The organism is Marinobacter sp. M1C, assembly GCF_023314135.1.
Lineage (GTDB): Bacteria > Pseudomonadota > Gammaproteobacteria > Pseudomonadales > Oleiphilaceae > Marinobacter.
Genome location: NZ_CP092289.1, coordinates 3,076,830 through 3,092,418 on the forward strand (window position 1 = coordinate 3,076,830; position 15,589 = coordinate 3,092,418).

The 15,589-nt window shown below is 56.1% G+C and carries 12 protein-coding genes; 1 reads left to right on the top strand and 11 read right to left on the bottom strand.

Features of this window, described 5'->3' with window-relative positions:
- Window positions 1-12: 12 nt before the first annotated feature.
- The 5 genes from ppc to cysM form a co-directional block, all read right to left on the bottom strand.
- Window positions 13-2,688, bottom strand: coding sequence for a phosphoenolpyruvate carboxylase (gene ppc / locus MIH19_RS14405; RefSeq protein ID WP_249005524.1), 2,676 nt, complete (start codon window positions 2,686-2,688; stop codon window positions 13-15).
- A gap of 95 nt (window positions 2,689-2,783) precedes the next feature.
- Window positions 2,784-3,632, bottom strand: a complete 849-nt coding sequence (mazG, locus tag MIH19_RS14410) for a nucleoside triphosphate pyrophosphohydrolase (protein ID WP_249005525.1) — start codon at window positions 3,630-3,632, stop codon at window positions 2,784-2,786.
- Window positions 3,632-5,863 (bottom strand): GTP diphosphokinase, encoded by a 2,232-nt coding sequence (gene relA, locus MIH19_RS14415; protein ID WP_249005526.1) that lies wholly within the window; start codon window positions 5,861-5,863, stop codon window positions 3,632-3,634. The genes mazG and relA overlap by 1 nt, the downstream gene beginning before the upstream one ends.
- A gap of 33 nt (window positions 5,864-5,896) precedes the next feature.
- Window positions 5,897-7,243, bottom strand: a complete 1,347-nt coding sequence (gene rlmD / locus MIH19_RS14420) for a 23S rRNA (uracil(1939)-C(5))-methyltransferase RlmD (protein ID WP_249005527.1) — start codon at window positions 7,241-7,243, stop codon at window positions 5,897-5,899.
- 25 nt (window positions 7,244-7,268) lie between these two features.
- Window positions 7,269-8,162: a cysteine synthase CysM gene (gene cysM / locus MIH19_RS14425; RefSeq protein ID WP_249005528.1), complete on the bottom strand. Its 894-nt coding sequence runs from the start codon at window positions 8,160-8,162 to the stop codon at window positions 7,269-7,271.
- Between the two features lie 210 nt (window positions 8,163-8,372).
- On the opposite strand from cysM, the gene MIH19_RS14430 reads away from it, so the two are divergent.
- Complete coding sequence (locus MIH19_RS14430; protein WP_249005529.1) at window positions 8,373-11,288, top strand: ATP-binding protein; 2,916 nt, start codon at window positions 8,373-8,375, stop codon at window positions 11,286-11,288.
- Window positions 11,289-11,301: 13 nt separating this feature from the next.
- Here the strand turns inward: MIH19_RS14430 and pdxJ are convergent, their stop codons facing one another.
- The 6 genes from pdxJ to lepB are packed head-to-tail and all read right to left on the bottom strand — an operon-like array spanning window position 11,302 to window position 15,578.
- A complete protein-coding gene (gene pdxJ / locus MIH19_RS14435; RefSeq protein ID WP_249005530.1) occupies window positions 11,302-12,036 on the bottom strand; it encodes a pyridoxine 5'-phosphate synthase in 735 nt (244 codons plus the stop codon).
- Complete coding sequence (recO, locus tag MIH19_RS14440; RefSeq protein WP_249005531.1) at window positions 12,033-12,752, bottom strand: DNA repair protein RecO; 720 nt, start codon at window positions 12,750-12,752, stop codon at window positions 12,033-12,035. Before recO ends, pdxJ begins: the two co-directional genes overlap by 4 nt.
- 30 nt (window positions 12,753-12,782) lie before the next feature.
- Window positions 12,783-13,700 (bottom strand): GTPase Era, encoded by a 918-nt coding sequence (gene era / locus MIH19_RS14445; RefSeq protein ID WP_249005532.1) that lies wholly within the window; start codon window positions 13,698-13,700, stop codon window positions 12,783-12,785.
- Complete coding sequence (rnc, locus tag MIH19_RS14450) at window positions 13,700-14,389, bottom strand: ribonuclease III (protein ID WP_249005533.1); 690 nt, start codon at window positions 14,387-14,389, stop codon at window positions 13,700-13,702. Before rnc ends, era begins: the two co-directional genes overlap by 1 nt.
- Window positions 14,386-14,772 carry a DUF4845 domain-containing protein gene (locus MIH19_RS14455; RefSeq protein WP_249009011.1) on the bottom strand — a complete coding sequence of 129 codons (387 nt, stop codon included), beginning with the start codon at window positions 14,770-14,772 and terminating at the stop codon, window positions 14,386-14,388. The genes rnc and MIH19_RS14455 overlap by 4 nt, the downstream gene beginning before the upstream one ends.
- 26 nt (window positions 14,773-14,798) lie before the next feature.
- Window positions 14,799-15,578: a signal peptidase I gene (lepB, locus tag MIH19_RS14460; RefSeq protein ID WP_249005534.1), complete on the bottom strand. Its 780-nt coding sequence runs from the start codon at window positions 15,576-15,578 to the stop codon at window positions 14,799-14,801.
- Between the last annotated feature and the right edge of the window lie 11 nt (window positions 15,579-15,589).

The window sequence follows — 15,589 nt, forward strand, 5'->3', positions numbered from 1 at the left end:
GTTCGCGACGCTTTAACCAGTGTTGCGCATACCCGCTGCGATCCCGGCCATGGTGACCTTTAGCGCCCGCTCAACCACTTCCGGTACCTTTCCGTTGCCTTCATCATCGCCATCGTGACCCTCCTTGCTCTCGCTTTGGCGCTCACGCCGTAGCAGTTCGGCCTGCAGATAATGCAGTGGATCGGTATACGGGTTGCGCACATTCATGGAGTGGGCAAATACCGGCTCGTCCGCCAGCAGGTGATCTTGCTGCTTCAATTCCAGCACCCGATAAATACAGCGGCTCAAACGCTGGCGCAAACTTTCACCCAAAGCCCGCAATTCGGGGTCTTCCACCAGAGTCTTTTCATAGTAACTGGCAATACGCAGGTCAGCCTTTGCCAGCACCATCTCCAGCATATCGATGTAGGTGCGGAAAAACGGCCATCCCGCCATCATTTCCCGCAGCTGGTCTATGCGCTGGTCTTCTGCGGCCGCCTCCAGAGCCACGTCGCTGCCCAACCAGGCAGGCAACATCAGGCGCATCTGGGTCCAGGCAAATATCCACGGTATGGCTCTCAGGCTTTCAACGCCGCCGCTGGCTTTACGCCGCGCCGGGCGACTGCCCAAGGCCAGTTTACCCAGCGCTTGCTCCGGCGTAACCTGGCGGAAATAAGGCACAAATTGCGGGTCGTCACGCACCACGTCGCGATACGCCTTTAACGAGCGCTCAGTCAGCCAGTCCATAGTTTCGCGCCAGCTGTCTTTTGGCTGCGGTGGCGGCGCCAACGTGGCTTCAATTACCGCAGTGGTGTACAGCGTCAGACTTTGCACGGCAAGATCCGGCATGCCGAATTTGAAGCGAATCATCTCGCCCTGCTCGGTAATGCGGAAGCTGCCGTTGACCGATCCCGGCGGCTGCGACAGGATCGCCCGGTTAGCAGGGCCGCCTCCACGACCAACCGTGCCGCCACGGCCGTGGAACAAGGTCAAGCGCATATCGTATTCTGCGGCCACTTTTGTCAGTGCTTCCTGGGCCTGGTACTGGGCCCATGAAGCCATCATCTGGCCGGCATCTTTCGACGAATCGGAATAGCCAATCATGACTTCCTGCTTGCCGTCGCAATAGTCGCGATACCAGTCAATCTGATAAAGCTCGGTCATGCTTTGTGGTGCGCCGCTCAGGTCGTTTAATGTTTCAAACAGCGGTACAACCGCCATCGGATACTGCATGCCCGCCTCGCGCAGCAGCAGAATAACGTTCAGCACATCGGACGGCTTACTGGCCATGGAAATCACATAAGAGCCCAACGCCTGCGGCGTTTGCTCGGCCACCACCTTGCAGGTGGCCAGCACTTCCTCCACCGCTTCGCTGGGTTGCCAGTTACGCGGAATCAGCGGGCGGCGGCCTTTAAGCTCGCGCACCAAAAATGCCTGACGCTCTACTTCTGACCAGGTCTGATAATCCCCAAGCCCCAAATAGCCCACAATTTCGGCCACAGCCTCCGCATGGCGGGCTGCCTCCTGGCGAATATCAAGACGGCTCAATGGCAAGCCAAAGGTATGGGCACGGCGAATGGTGTCCAGCAATGGTCCATTGGCGATGTGCTCCAGACCACACTCAACCAGTGAGCGGTAGCACAGCTCCAGGGGTTCGATGAAATCGCTGTTGGCGAACAATATGTCTTTACTGTCGGCCACAACGCCGCTGATGCTGGCTTCAGCCCAATCACGGGTGCGGCTGAGTTGGTCACGTAACCGGCCCAGGATCTGGCGATAAGGTTCACGGGTGTCGCCAACCTTTGCTCGCAGCTCATCGCTGGCCTGCCACATAGACAACTCAGCGCGCAGCGCCGTGATGTCCTTCATATATAGATCCGCAGCCATCCAGCGGCCCAGCAAAAACACCTTGCGAGTTACCTGGTGGGTAACGTTAGGATTGCCGTCACGATCACCACCCATCCAGGACGCGACCCGCACCGGCGTGGCTTGCAGCGGAAGGCCTTTTCCAGTGGCCTCCACCAGCGCAGTATCCAGGCTTTCCAGGAATCGCGGTAACGCCGTCCATAGACTGTTTTCGATGACTGCAAAGCCCCATTTGGCTTCGTCTACCGCGGTGGGGCGATCGTGACGAATTTCATCGGTGTGCCAGGCTTCGGCGATCAGCCGGGTCAAACGGCGCACAATTTCGTCGCGTTCGCTGGGCATCAGATCCTGATGGTCCAACTGCTCCAGGCAACCCGACATGTCGTCGTACTTCATAATAAGGGTGCGGCGAGCCACTTCGGTGGGATGGGCGGTCAGTACAAACTCCACCCGTAAATTGACTACTTGGCGGTGCAGTTCGTCAGCGCTTATGCCGCCGGCTAATAGACGTTGGAACACTTCGGAGAATGATTCCACCATTAAATCAGCGCTGTGACCGCGATTGCGACGGATGCCGTGATATTGCTCAGCCAGGTTGGCCAGGTTCAGAAACTGATTAAAAGCGCGGGTCACCGGCAGAATTTCATCATCGGTCAGCTGGCCCAGTAGATTCACCAGGCGCTGGCCCGAGCCGCTCTCCTGAAGCCGGTCGGCTTTGGCGGCAGCTCGTACTTCTTCAATTTTATCAAAACACTGCTGCCCGGGATGTTGAAGTATACTCTGCCCCAGAAGTTCTCCCAGCATCCTCACATTTTCCCGCAAATCGGGGTGTAATTCAGTCACATTGGTATCCTTTTGTCGTGTTTAAGGCAGCATCCGATTCGTTGCTCGTCAAGGTACTAAGGAACCACTGCCGAAGTCTACGCGGCTTAAAGGCCTCAGCGCTGGCGCTCTACACCTTTCACTGACTGCCAGATAGCGTCCAGCGTTTCCAGGGTTTCGCTGTCCATATCACGGCCCTGGACCCGCAACTCAGCCTCGATGGCGCGAAAGCGTGCTTCAAATTTATGGTTGGTTCGCTTTAAAGCGTGTTCCGGGTTTACTTCCATAAATCGCGCCAGATTCACGCACACGAACATCACGTCGCCGAGTTCATCTTCGAGCGCATCGCGTTCTCCGCTGCCGTTACTGGCGATCTGCCAAGCTTCTTTCAGCTCATCAATTTCTTCGTGCAGTTTGTCAAACACCGGGCCGATATCGGGCCAGTCAAAACCGTGGCGGGCAGCCCGCTTTTGGAGTTTTTCAGCCCGTGCCATCGCCGGCAAAGTGCGGGCAATACCGTCCAGACGGCCTGTGGGCTCGGCGTTGTCAGACGCTGGCTTTAATGCCCGCTCTCCCGCTTTGATACGCTCCCAGCTCTGTTTGATCCAGTCCTCGCTCGGGCGGTTATGAGGATCGATCCGGCTTTCAAGGGTGCCTTCAGGGAACACATGTGGGTGGCGTCGAATCAGTTTACGCACCAGATTGTCCACCACCGAATCAAAATCAAAACGCTGCGTTTCCTGCCCGATCTGGCTGTAAAAAATGACTTGGAACAGCAGGTCACCCAATTCATCTTCCAGGTGGGGATAATCCTCGCGTTCGATGGCGTCAGCCACTTCGTAGGCTTCTTCCAAGGTGTGGGGCACGATGGACGCAAACGTCTGGCGGGCATCCCAGGGGCAACCGGTGTCTGGATCGCGCAAGCGTGCCATCAGGGTTTTCAAGTCGTCCAGCGAATAGCTCATCAGCGTTTTCTCTTAGCTTCGATGACGTTGGGCAGGTTGCGGATCTGGGACAGCAGTTTGGCCAGTTGTTCCAGATCGGAAATTTCTACAGTGACCGTCAGGTTGGCCGTGTTGTCGTCGCGATTACTCTGGGTGTGTAACGCCAGCACATCGCAGCGCGATGCCGACAGCACCTGGGTGATATCGCGCAAGAGGCCCGAACGGTCGTAGGCGTCAACGCTGATATCCACCGGGTATACCGAGGCCTGGCGCTCGCCCCAGCTGACGTCGATAATGCGGTGTGGCTCTGCTTCCGCCAGTCCCATATAGGTGTTGCAGTCCTGCCGGTGAACGGTCACACCGCGGCCAACGGTAATGTAGCCGCCAATATCATCACCCGGTAGAGGCTTACAGCATTTAGCCACCTGGGTTTTCAGCTGGCCCACACCCACAATGCGAATGTCAGATTCGGTATCGTAGGCTTTGCTTTGCTTGCGCAGCTTCAGTTCGGGCTGCTCATTTTTTGGCTCCAGCATTTGCTGGGCCACATTGGCCACTTGGGCTGGGCGCAGGTCGCCCGCGCCAATTGCCGCACACATGTCTTCCGCGCTGTGGTAATTCACCTTTTTGGCGAGCAGTTCCAGATTGCAATCGTGCAATGACAAACGCTTGAATTCGTCATCCAGAATGGTACGGCCGTCGCTGATATTACGACCGCGATCCTGCTGTTTGAACCAGCTGATGACCTTGGCGCGGGAGCGCGAACTCCGAATGTAGCCCAGGTTGGGGTTGAGCCAATCGCGGCTGGGTGTCGCATTTTTAGACGTCAGTATGAACACTTGATCGCCGGTTTTCAGCGGGTAGATCAAGGGCACGATACGCCCGTTGATGCGCGCGCCTCGGCAAGCGTGACCGACTTCTGTATGTACCCGATAAGCGAAGTCTACGGCGGTGGAACCTTGGGGCAGATCAACCACATGGCCCTCAGGCGTAAACACGTAGACCCGATCCGACGTTACCTCGGATTTCAGGTGCTCCGCCAAACCAGACAGATCGCCCAGCTCTTCTTGCCACTCCAGCACCTGGCGCAACCAGTTTATTTTGGCATCGTAACCGGTGGATTTGTTTTTGGTGTCGGTCCCTTTATAAAGCCAGTGGGCGCAGACACCCAGTTCGGCTTCTTCGTGCATCTTCTGGGTGCGAATCTGCACCTCCATCACCTTGCCTTCCGGGCCGATGACCGCGGTGTGCAGAGACTGGTAACCATTTTCTTTGACGTTGGCGATGTAGTCGTCAAATTCATTCGGAATATGGCGCCACAGACCGTGGACTATGCCCAGCACGGCGTAACAGTCGCGTACCTCCGGCACCAGAATACGCACGGCGCGCACATCATACACCTGGCTGAAATCAATGCCTTTTCTGCGCATTTTGCGCCAGATGCTATAGATGTGTTTAACGCGGCCCGACACATCGCCTGTGATGCCGGCGCTGCCCAGCTCCGACTCCAGCGCAGCCACCACCCGTTTGATGTAGCCTTCCCGATTCAGGCGCTTTTCATCCAGCAGTTTGGCAATTTTCTTATACGCGGTTTCGTGCAGGTAGCGGAAGGACAGGTCTTCCAGCTCCCATTTGATATAGCCAATGCCCAGCCTGTGCGCCAACGGGGCATAGATTTCAAATACTTCCCGGGCAACTCGCATGCGTTTTTCCGGCAATGCGTCTTTCACTCCGCGGATGGCGCAGGTGCGCTCAGCGAGTTTGATCAACGCAACCCGCACGTCGTCAACCATGGTCACCAGCATTTTACGCACGTTGTCGAGCTGGCCTTCGCTCTGGCCCAGAACATTGCCTTTCAGGGGATGATGGATAGACGAAATCGCCGCCATCTGTAGCACGCCGTTAATCAGGCCAGCCACTTCGTCGCCAAACTCTTTACGCACGGCTTCCAGCGTTACCCGTTCTTCGCGCACAGCGCGATACAGCACAGCAGCCGTCAGGCTAGCCTGGTCGAGATGCAGCTCTGCCAGCACTCGAGCCATTTCAATGCCGGTGCGGAAACTGCTGGCGCCGGGGGTCCATTGTCGGTCTTCCCGATAGGCCTGAAGGTCAATGGCTGCAGCTCTTTCGCACGCCTGGCGCAGCAGGCTGTCATCCTCAAGTCGGGTCTGCTCGGCCAGCTGGCGCACGCAGTGGGCAATGTCTACTTCACCGCTGCCGGTCACGGCGTAATCTTCGCGAACTTTTACCATGTCGACTCTTTTCCAGATTAGCCGGAATCGCGCTTAACCAGAATCACGCTCAAAAAGCGCTATGGATTCCACGTGAGTAGTATGCGGGAACATATCCATGACACCCGCTTGCACCAAGCGATAGCCATTACGCACCATAACACCCGCATCTCGCGCCAAAGTGGCCGGATTGCAAGACACATATACAATGCGGCTGGCGTTAAAGGCAGTTAAGTACTGGCAAATGTCTTCGGCGCCGGAGCGCGGCGGGTCAATCAGGATTTTGTCGAAACCCTCTTTGGCCCAGCTCTGGCCGGTAAAATCGCCGTGCAAGTCGGCGCCAAAAAAGGTGACATTATCCAGGCCGTTCAGCGCGGCGTTCTCGCGGCCGCGTTCAACCATGGCGTCGTCGCCTTCAACACCGACCACCTGGCCACCACTGCGGGCCAGCGGCAGGGTAAAATTGCCCAAGCCGCAAAAAAGATCCAAGACTCGCTCGCCGGGTTGCACGTCCAGCCAGTCGATGGCGCGCTTTACCATTACCTGGTTGATGCTAGCGTTCACCTGAGTGAAGTCCATTGGGTGAAACGCCAGAGTCAAATCAAATTCCGGCAAGCTGTAGCTCAAACGCTCATCCTGGCGACCTGCAGATTCCGGCCAGATACGGTGAACCGTGTCCGGGCCTTTAGGTTGCAAATAGATGTGCAAATCGTGATTTTGACCAAACACAATCAGCTTGCTGCGGTCGCCGTCGCTCAAGTCTTCCATGTTACGGAACACCATCACTGCCACATCATCACCGCAGGCAACCTCTACCTGGGGAATGAGGTCAAAAGCATCCATGCCGTGCAGCAGTTCGCGCAGCGGCATAATGCGTTCGCCAATACGTGGGTCCAGCACCAGGCAGCGGTCAATATCCGTCAGAAAATTACTGCTCTTTTCGCGGAAGCCAACCAGCACGGATTCACGTGCTTTTACAAAACGCACACCCAGCCGCGCTTTGCGGCGGTAACCCATGGTGTCAGCGCGCAGCGGTTTAACCCACTGCTCGGGCTCGATACCACCAAAATGGGCAAAGTGCTCTTTCAGAGTGTTTTCCTTGAACGCAATCTGCGCCTCTGCGCTCATGTGCTGCAGGCTGCAGCCACCGCACACAGCGGCAAAGTCGCAGGGCGGAGTCTGGCGATCAGGAGCCGCGGTGAGTACCTCAAGTGTGCGCAATTCGTCAAATTTGCTGCGGCTGCCAACCATCTTGGCCATCACTGTTTCGCCCGGCAGCGCGCCGCTGACAAATTGCACTTTACCCTCGTTACGAGCAATACCACGGCCATCATGGCCGAGCTTTTCGACCTCGCAGCGCACAGGTTCCTGGGGCAACACTTTTCTGCGTCTTCTACTCATCAATTCTTCTCTTTTTTAATCAGACTCAGGCGCTAGGAAATACGCCGGTAGACAGGTAACGGTCACCACGGTCACAGATAATGCCCACGATAACGGCGTTTTCAAGCGTTTGGGAAAGTCGCAGCGCCGCGGCGATGGAACCGCCAGACGATACGCCGCAAAAAATACCTTCTTTTTCAGCCAGCGCGCGCATCGTAGTCTCGGCCTCGACCTGACCAATATCCATTACCTGATCAACCGCCTTAGCATCAAAAATTTTAGGCAGATAGGCTTCTGGCCAGCGCCGAATGCCGGGTATAGACGCGCCCTCGCTGGGTTGCAGGCCAACAATGCGGACGTCGGGGTTGCGCTCTTTCAGGTAGCGGGACACGCCCATAACCGTACCCGTGGTGCCCATAGAGGCCACGAAATGGGTTACCCGGCCATTGGTCTGCTGCCAGATTTCAGGGCCGGTGGTGCGGTAGTGCGCCAGGGGGTTGTCAGCATTGGCGAACTGGTCCAGAACCTTGCCTTTGCCCTCGGCCTGCATGCGTTCGGCCAGATCCCGGGCACCTTCCATTCCGTCTTCCTTGCTCACCGCAATAATTTCGGCGCCATAGGCGCGCATGGACGCGCGCCTCTCTTCACTCATATTGGAAGGCATAATCAACACCATGCGGTAACCCTTTATCGCTGCCGCCATTGCCAGGGCAATACCGGTATTGCCGCTGGTGGCTTCGATCAGGGTATCGCCGGGCTTGATGTCGCCGCGGATTTCGGCTTGTTGGATCATGCTAATCGCGGGCCGATCTTTGACCGATCCGGCCGGATTATTACCTTCCAGCTTGGCAAGGATGACATTACTGGTGTCGCCTGGCAGGCGCTGCAGGCGAACCAGGGGGGTTTTACCAACATAATCTTCAATGGTTGGAAAATACATAATGAGTCCCTGTGGTACACTTTTGGGGTTAAATCATACGCCTTATAGTGACTCCAGCCCAATACAGCTTATTGCTATCGCAAGAGCCTGGGGTTATAGCTACGAAATACGTTAACGACTGCCGGCAACAACACCCGTCGGGCGCAAACACCGAACCAACACACTGATGCCCTTAGTACGCGGGCAAAATGCCATTTTCAGGAGTTGTTTATGGGGCGCTGGGATTTTACCAACCGAGGTATTCGTCACTGGGGCATTCGCAACAAGGTACTGATGGCCACACTGATGCCCACGCTGGCTACCACTTTGCTGCTAGGCCTGTTTTTCAGTTCAAGTTGGGTTAACCAGATTGAACGCCTGCTGCGGGACCGCGGCGAAGCCTTGTCGCGGCAACTGGCGGCGGGCTCAGAATACGGCCTGTTTACGGCCAACCGGCACTTGTTAGACAGCCTTTCCAACGCCTTACTGCAAGAGCAGGATGTGCGTTCCATCAGCTTTTTCGACAGCGCCGGCGAGCGTCTTCTGCACACCGGCCCAGACACCCACAAACGCGATATCGCCGAGCTGCTGCAGGATCAGGTCGCGCAGCAGCTGCCGCGCCAGCAGAGCACCTTTTTCATTACGCCGGTTACCCTGCAGGACCTGATGATCGAGAATCTGCTCAATGCCAATGGCGAGGCTGATGTGCCCAGTGCCCAGCAAACTCTGGGCTGGGTAGCCGTGGAGATGTCCCATATCCGCACCGAAAAAGAAATCTACAAAGCCCTGCTGATTTCCCTGCTTTTAGTCCTTTCCGGTGTGGTGTTCAGCATGCTGGTGTCGTTGCGCCTGAGCCGAGCTTTCACCAGCCCGGTTTATAAACTTAATAAAGCCGTTGCCGAGCTTAAAGAGGGCAAATTGGAAACCCGGGTTTGTACTCGAGCGGGGCCCGAATTTCAACAGCTTGAGTCCGGCCTGAACGCCATGGCGGCCGCCTTGAGCAAGGCCCAGGCCGACATGCAGAAAAACGTCGATCAGGCCACCGAAGACCTGCGTGAAACGCTGGAAACTATTGAGATCCAAAATATTGAACTGGATTTTGCGCGTAAGGAAGCGCTGGAAGCGAGCCGTATAAAATCGGAATTTCTGGCCAATATGTCCCACGAAATCCGTACTCCACTCAACGGTATTATCGGGTTCACCGAACTGCTGTTAAAAGGCTCCCTGGCCCGCCAGCAAAGAGATCACCTGAACACCATTCGCAAGTCATCGGAAATCCTGCTGACCATCATCAACGACATTCTCGACTTTTCCAAAATCGAAGCCGGCAAGCTAACGCTGGACCGGGTACCGTTCCAACTGCGGGACATTGTGGAAGAAGTCATGGTGATGCTCGCGCCGGCAGCGCACGACAAAAACCTGGACCTGGTGACCCTGGTTTACAACGATGTGCCCAACAACCTGATGGGCGACCCATTAAGGCTGAAACAGATTATTACCAATTTGCTCAACAACGCCATCAAGTTTACCCACACCGGCGAAGTGGTCCTGCGTGCCAGCCTGGAAGAAGAAGACGCCGATAATGGCTCCGTTACCCTTCGCGTCAGCGTAGCGGATACAGGCATGGGACTGTCACGCGCACAACAGCGATCATTGTTTGATGCGTTTAGTCAGGCCGACGCATCAACCGCACGGAAATATGGTGGTACTGGGCTCGGACTGGCTATATCCAAGCGCCTGGCAGAGGAAATGGGCGGCAAGATCGGCCTGGAAAGCGAGCCCGGGAAGGGCTCTACATTCTGGTTCACCCTGACCAGCACGCGGGCCAGCCAAAACGATAGCGACAGCCCCCGTAACGGCCTGCGCGGTGAACGCATGATATACTTGGAGCAACAAAAAACCACCGGCCTGGCGATGGAGCACCTATTGCGGGACTGGGGCGTTGCCGTAGAGCGGGTTAGCTCTCCTGGCGCCATGCAAGAGCGCATCGAACAAGCGCAACGAGAGCAGGCCGGCTTTGCCGTCGCGCTGATTGGTATTAATCGCCATCTGCTCAACTCCAGCCAATATCGCAGCCTGGTACACAGTATTGAGGTTGACCGCGATTGTCGCACCCTGTTGCTGACGCCAACCCTGGAAAGCCACGACACCCCCCTGGTGGCCAATGTTAGCAGCCACCTGACCAAACCCGTTCTGCGCGGGGCGCTCTACAATGAACTGGTGTTATTGGTGCACGGTATCAACGCTAACGACCACACGGCCGATCGCGGTTACGGGCCGACCACACCACCGCCAGAACCCGATAGAGAAAGCCTCAACCCCAGGGTTCTGGCGGTAGACGACAACGAAGCCAATCTCAAACTGGTGCTGACCCTGCTACGGGATGCGGGCGTAAACACGGTAGGCGCCGCCAGCGGCTTTGAAGCGCTGACAAAGGCCCGCTCCCGTCAATTCGATTTGATATTCATGGACCTACAGATGCCAGGTATGGACGGCGTTGCTACCACCCAAAGGCTAAGGCAACTGGAAACCGCCGGCTGCCAGCGTGCCGCCATTATTGCACTGACCGCGCACGCCATGAGTGACGAGCGAGGCCGCTTGGCGCGGCAGGGATTCGACGGCTATATGACCAAGCCGGTCAGCAGCCGCCAACTGCTGGACGCCGTCGAACAGCACACAGGATTGGTATGTTGCGACGGCACAGACGACGGCGGTCGAGCTAACGAAGTGCGCGACAGCCGCAGTGCACTGCGGCCGTCGAGTCGAAAAATGACCAGGGAATGCATCAGTATTGAGGAAAGCCTGCGCCTGGCAGCCGGCAAAGCAGACCTGGCCGAAGAGTTATTCAGCATGCTGCTGGAACAAATAGCACCTACTGTAGAGGCCATTGAGCAGCACTGGCAAAGCGGCAACAGGCTGGAACTGCTGGAGTGCGTGCACAAGCTGCACGGTGGCGCCCGCTACTGCGGCGTACCGGAAGTTCGGGCTGCTGCCAATCAACTGGAGACCGCGTTAAAAACGGCTGACAGCGATATTGACACCCTGACCGATCAGCTGTTAAAAGCATTGAAGCGGCTATTGAACTGGGGCGACAACACTCATTGGCAGTTACTCTTCAGGCAACACGGAAGCCTTACGCACTCTTAAAGCTGACGCATTCCTAACGCTGACAAGCGTTATCAATCAGTGCTTTCATATCCCGCACTGCTTCTTTCAGGCCGGTGAAGACCGCCCGGGAGATAATAGCGTGGCCGATATTCAACTCGTTAATCCCGGCAATCGCTGCCACCCGCTCGGTGTTGTGATAATTCAGACCATGGCCGGCGTTAACCACCAAACCCTTCTTTCGAGCGTAGATGACCGCTTCCACCAATACTTTGAACGCCGCATCCGCAGCCGCGCCGCTGGCCTCGGCGTACTCGCCGGTGTGCAATTCAATCACCGGCGCGCCACAGCGCACGGCGGCATCAATCTGAGTTTTGTCCGGGTCAATAAACAGGGATACTTCCGCACCTATGGCCGCCAGACGTTCGCAGGCTTTGGCAATGCGAGCTTCCTGGCCCTCGACGTCCAAACCACCCTCGGTGGTCAGTTCTTCACGCTTTTCAGGCACCAGGCACACGCAGGCCGGGCGGATTTGTTCGGCAAAATCCAACATGGCGTCAGTCACCGCCATCTCAAGGTTCATTTTGGTCTGCAAGGTATCGCGCAACAGCAGAACGTCACGGTCTTGAATGTGACGGCGATCTTCCCGCGGGTGAATGGTTATGCCGTCGGCGCCGGCTTCTTCCGCCAGCAATGCGGCCTGTACCGGATCGGGATACCGTGTGCCGCGGGCCTGACGCAAAGTGGCCACGTGATCAATATTCACACCAAGCAATACTCTGGAGTTCATTTTACTGCCCCTGACTGGATAAAAAGTTGGCGGCTGTGCAACGGTCGCCCCTGTAACAAATAGTCTACCAGCGCACGCATCACTCGCTTGGCGATGCGGCGCGCTTCAATTTCACTGTAATCATTGGCGGCCAGCGCAAGCAGCGCATCGCCAGGAAGTTTTTTCACCCGCACATCGGCACCCGGGCGTTCAACAATACCCTGCTGCGGATGATATCCGTAAAACCAGCCTGATTGCACCGGCGCACCGCTATCGGTCGCCAGGTCCCAGGCAAAATCGTACCCCAGGGCCAGCGCCAGACTGCGCTCGAAACGCCGCAGCACTGGTTCCAGCTCAGCAGCAGCGGCCAGTTCGGCCATGGCATCAAGATAGGCAGCAAATAACAACGGATAGGGGTCAGCTGCGGGGAGAACGCGCTGCAGCAATTCATTAAGATAAAAACCGCTGAACAACGCTTGCGATTGCGCCAGAACCGGCGCTGGGCGAACGTCTACCTGGGTCAGGGTTTTCAGGTCCCCGCGGCCAACCCAATCCAGCAATAGCGGCTGGAAAGGTTGCAACTGGGCTTTGAGCGGGCTTTTGCTGGTGCTGGCGCCGCGAGCAATCAAGTCAATGCGGCCATAATTCAGAGTGAACACATCTACCTGCAAGCTGCTTTCACGCCAAGGCCGGCGATGGATCACATAGCCCGGTTCCTGAATCACCTTGCCCCTCATAGAAGAAGCACCTTAGCCCTCATGGCAGACTCAGAAGTCGTTCATGCCCAGGCTTTTCAACGCCCGTTCACTGTCGGCCCAACCGCGTTTGACCTTCACCCAAAGCCGCAACATGACTTTGTTGTCGAACATCCGCTCCATATCGATCCGGGCATCCTGGCCAATACTGCGCAGGCGGTCGCCCTTATCGCCAATGATGATTTTCTTCTGGCCTTCACGTTCAACCAGTATCACGGCTGATATGTGCAGAGTTTTACCATCGTGCTTAAACTCTTCTATTTCCACCGCCACCGAATAGGGCAACTCGGCACCTAACTGGCGGGTGATTTTCTCACGCACCATTTCCGAGGCCATAAAGCGCTCGCTGCGGTCGGTAATCTGGTCGTCCGGATAGAAATGTACGCTCTGCGGCAGGAAGCGGCCGACACATTCTTCCAGCGGTACTAGATTCGTCTCGCGCAGGGCCGAGACCGGGATCATTTCGGCGAAATCGCGCTTGCGCGACAGCATGTCCAGATGCGGTAGCAGGGTTTCCCGCTTTTCCAATTTATCGACCTTGTTGATCGCCAGAATCACCGGGCATTTCAAGCTGGAAAGCTTCTCCAGCACCAGTTCATCGGCGGTGGTCCAGGCCAACTGGTCAACCACAAATACCACCACGTCGACACCTTTCAAGGCCGAGGTAGCTGCCTTGTTCATGTATCGGTTTATCGCCCGTGGTTGTTCTTCATGCATACCCGGTGTGTCAACATACACAGCCTGCACCGGGCCAATGGTTTTTATACCCAGAACCTGGTGACGGGTGGTTTGCGGCTTGCGCGAGGTAATACTGAGCTTCTGGCCCAGTATGTGATTCATCAGGGTAGACTTGCCCACATTGGGGCGCCCTACGATGGCCACAAAGCCACAACGGCTGTCAGGGTCTTGCGGGCGGGTTGTATCCGTCATCAATCGTTCTCCACACCCAGTTCTTTCAGGGCATTACGGGCGGCTTGCTGTTCGGCTATGCGGCGACTGTTGCCGCTGCCGGTGGTTTTGCGCCCCAATGAGGACAGCGCGCAGGATATGTGAAATGTCTGATTGTGGGCTTCACCGTCAACCGACAGAACGTCATAAATCGGCAGCGGAAACTGGCGCGACTGAAGATATTCCTGCAGGCGGGTTTTCGGGTCTTTCTGGGTATCCTGTAAGTCCAGATTCTGCAGGCGCAAATCAAACCAACGCAATATCTGAGCCTGACAGGTAACAAAATCACTGTCCAGATAGATAGCGCCGATGATGGACTCTACCGCATCTGCCAGTATGGATTCACGACGAAAGCCGCCACTTTTTAGCTCACCTGAACCCAAGCGCAGATAGGAGCCTAAATCAAACTCCCGCCCAATCTCCGCCAGAGTTACGCCCTTGACCATGCGCGCCCGCAAGCGGCTTAGCTGCCCTTCACGGGCTTTGGGAAAGCGCCTGAACAAATGCTCGGCGATCACCATGTTTACAATGGAGTCACCCAGAAACTCAAGGCGTTCATTGTTCTGATTGCCAAAACTGCGGTGGGTCAGAGCCAGCAGCAAACGTTCCTGGGATTTGAACTGATAACCGATACGTCGCTGCAAGGGCTCAAGGTCGGGCTGGACGCTCATTGGCTACTCATATCGTAGGCGTGCTTGAAGTGCATCACGGCATCTATGTTACTAATTACCGGCGAGCGCACTTCATAGTCCACCACAATCAGTACCCGGTCACCGTCTTTGTTAACGGTAATACTCTCGGAGCTAAGAGTGCGAACATTGTTCACACTCAAGCGCTTATTAATGTGTGAACGCACTTCCGCCGGCCCCATTTCTGACAATCCTTTGGTATCGCTCAGGCCTTCGAGTGCTTCCTGAATGGTGTAATCATCCATGTACGCTGGCCCAAGTTTTAACAAAAGGGTCAGCAGACTGCCAAAAAACAGAACCATAACCAGCATGACCAACCCGGATGCGCCGCGCTGCCTGTTCATATCTGACCCGTTGCTGTTCATCCCCTGCATTCTCATTAGGTTTTCCATTATTCTATGCCACCCACCCGGCCAAACGATGGCAAACTGACCAGCGACTCCCAGTGCATCCAGATAGCAAAGGCCTTGCCGACAACAAGGTCGTCTGGGACCGTGCCCCAGTAGCGGCTGTCATTACTGTTGTCACGGTTGTCACCCATTACAAAATAGTGGCCTTCGGGCACTTGCCATTCGCCTTCACCGCCGGTACCCAGACGGCCCGTGGTCAGAAAAATATCGTGTTCTACCCCTCCTAGCTGTTCGCGCCTGTATTCGTTGGGCGGCAGACGCGCCACAAATTCCGATTCTACTTTTTCACCGTTTATGAACAGAGTTTTATCGCGGTAGCGAATCTGATCACCGGGCAAACCAATCACTCGCTTTATGTAATTGGTTTTGCGGTCTTCAGGGTAGCGGAATACCATCACATCGCCGCGGTCCGGATCGTCGATGCTGACCACTTTTGAGCCCAGAACCGGCAGCCGAAGGCCGTAAGCAAACTTGTTTACCAGAATGAAATCGCCCACCTCCAGGGTAGGCAGCATAGAGCCGGAGGGAATCTGGAATGGCTCTACCAAAAACGAACGCAGAACCAACACAATGGCCAATACCGGGAAAAACGAACGGCTCAGCTCGACCAGATAAGGCTCTTTTGCGGACGAGTCTTCGTCTGAGGCCACGGCACTCGCTTTGGCGGCACGGCGCGAGCGTAAAAACAGCTTGTCAGTGAACCAGACCAAACCCGTTGCAAAGGTCAGAATGACCAAGATCAGCGGAAAATTAATATCCATTCAGATGCCTA

What these genes read in the sequence shown, in the direction of transcription:
- mazG (WP_249005525.1), bottom strand. Translation starts at nt 3,632, where the DNA reads ATGAGCTATTCGCTGGACGACTTGAAAACCCTGATGGCACGCTTGCGC.
- relA (WP_249005526.1), bottom strand. Translation starts at nt 5,863, where the DNA reads ATGGTAAAAGTTCGCGAAGATTACGCCGTGACCGGCAGCGGTGAAGTA.
- rlmD (WP_249005527.1), bottom strand. Translation starts at nt 7,243, where the DNA reads ATGAGTAGAAGACGCAGAAAAGTGTTGCCCCAGGAACCTGTGCGCTGC.
- cysM (WP_249005528.1), bottom strand. Translation starts at nt 8,162, where the DNA reads ATGTATTTTCCAACCATTGAAGATTATGTTGGTAAAACCCCCCTGGTT.
- MIH19_RS14430 (WP_249005529.1), top strand. Translation starts at nt 8,373, where the DNA reads ATGGGGCGCTGGGATTTTACCAACCGAGGTATTCGTCACTGGGGCATT.
- pdxJ (WP_249005530.1), bottom strand. Translation starts at nt 12,036, where the DNA reads ATGAACTCCAGAGTATTGCTTGGTGTGAATATTGATCACGTGGCCACT.
- recO (WP_249005531.1), bottom strand. Translation starts at nt 12,752, where the DNA reads ATGAGGGGCAAGGTGATTCAGGAACCGGGCTATGTGATCCATCGCCGG.
- era (WP_249005532.1), bottom strand. Translation starts at nt 13,700, where the DNA reads ATGACGGATACAACCCGCCCGCAAGACCCTGACAGCCGTTGTGGCTTT.
- rnc (WP_249005533.1), bottom strand. Translation starts at nt 14,389, where the DNA reads ATGAGCGTCCAGCCCGACCTTGAGCCCTTGCAGCGACGTATCGGTTAT.
- MIH19_RS14455 (WP_249009011.1), bottom strand. Translation starts at nt 14,772, where the DNA reads ATGAACAGCAACGGGTCAGATATGAACAGGCAGCGCGGCGCATCCGGG.
- lepB (WP_249005534.1), bottom strand. Translation starts at nt 15,578, where the DNA reads ATGGATATTAATTTTCCGCTGATCTTGGTCATTCTGACCTTTGCAACG.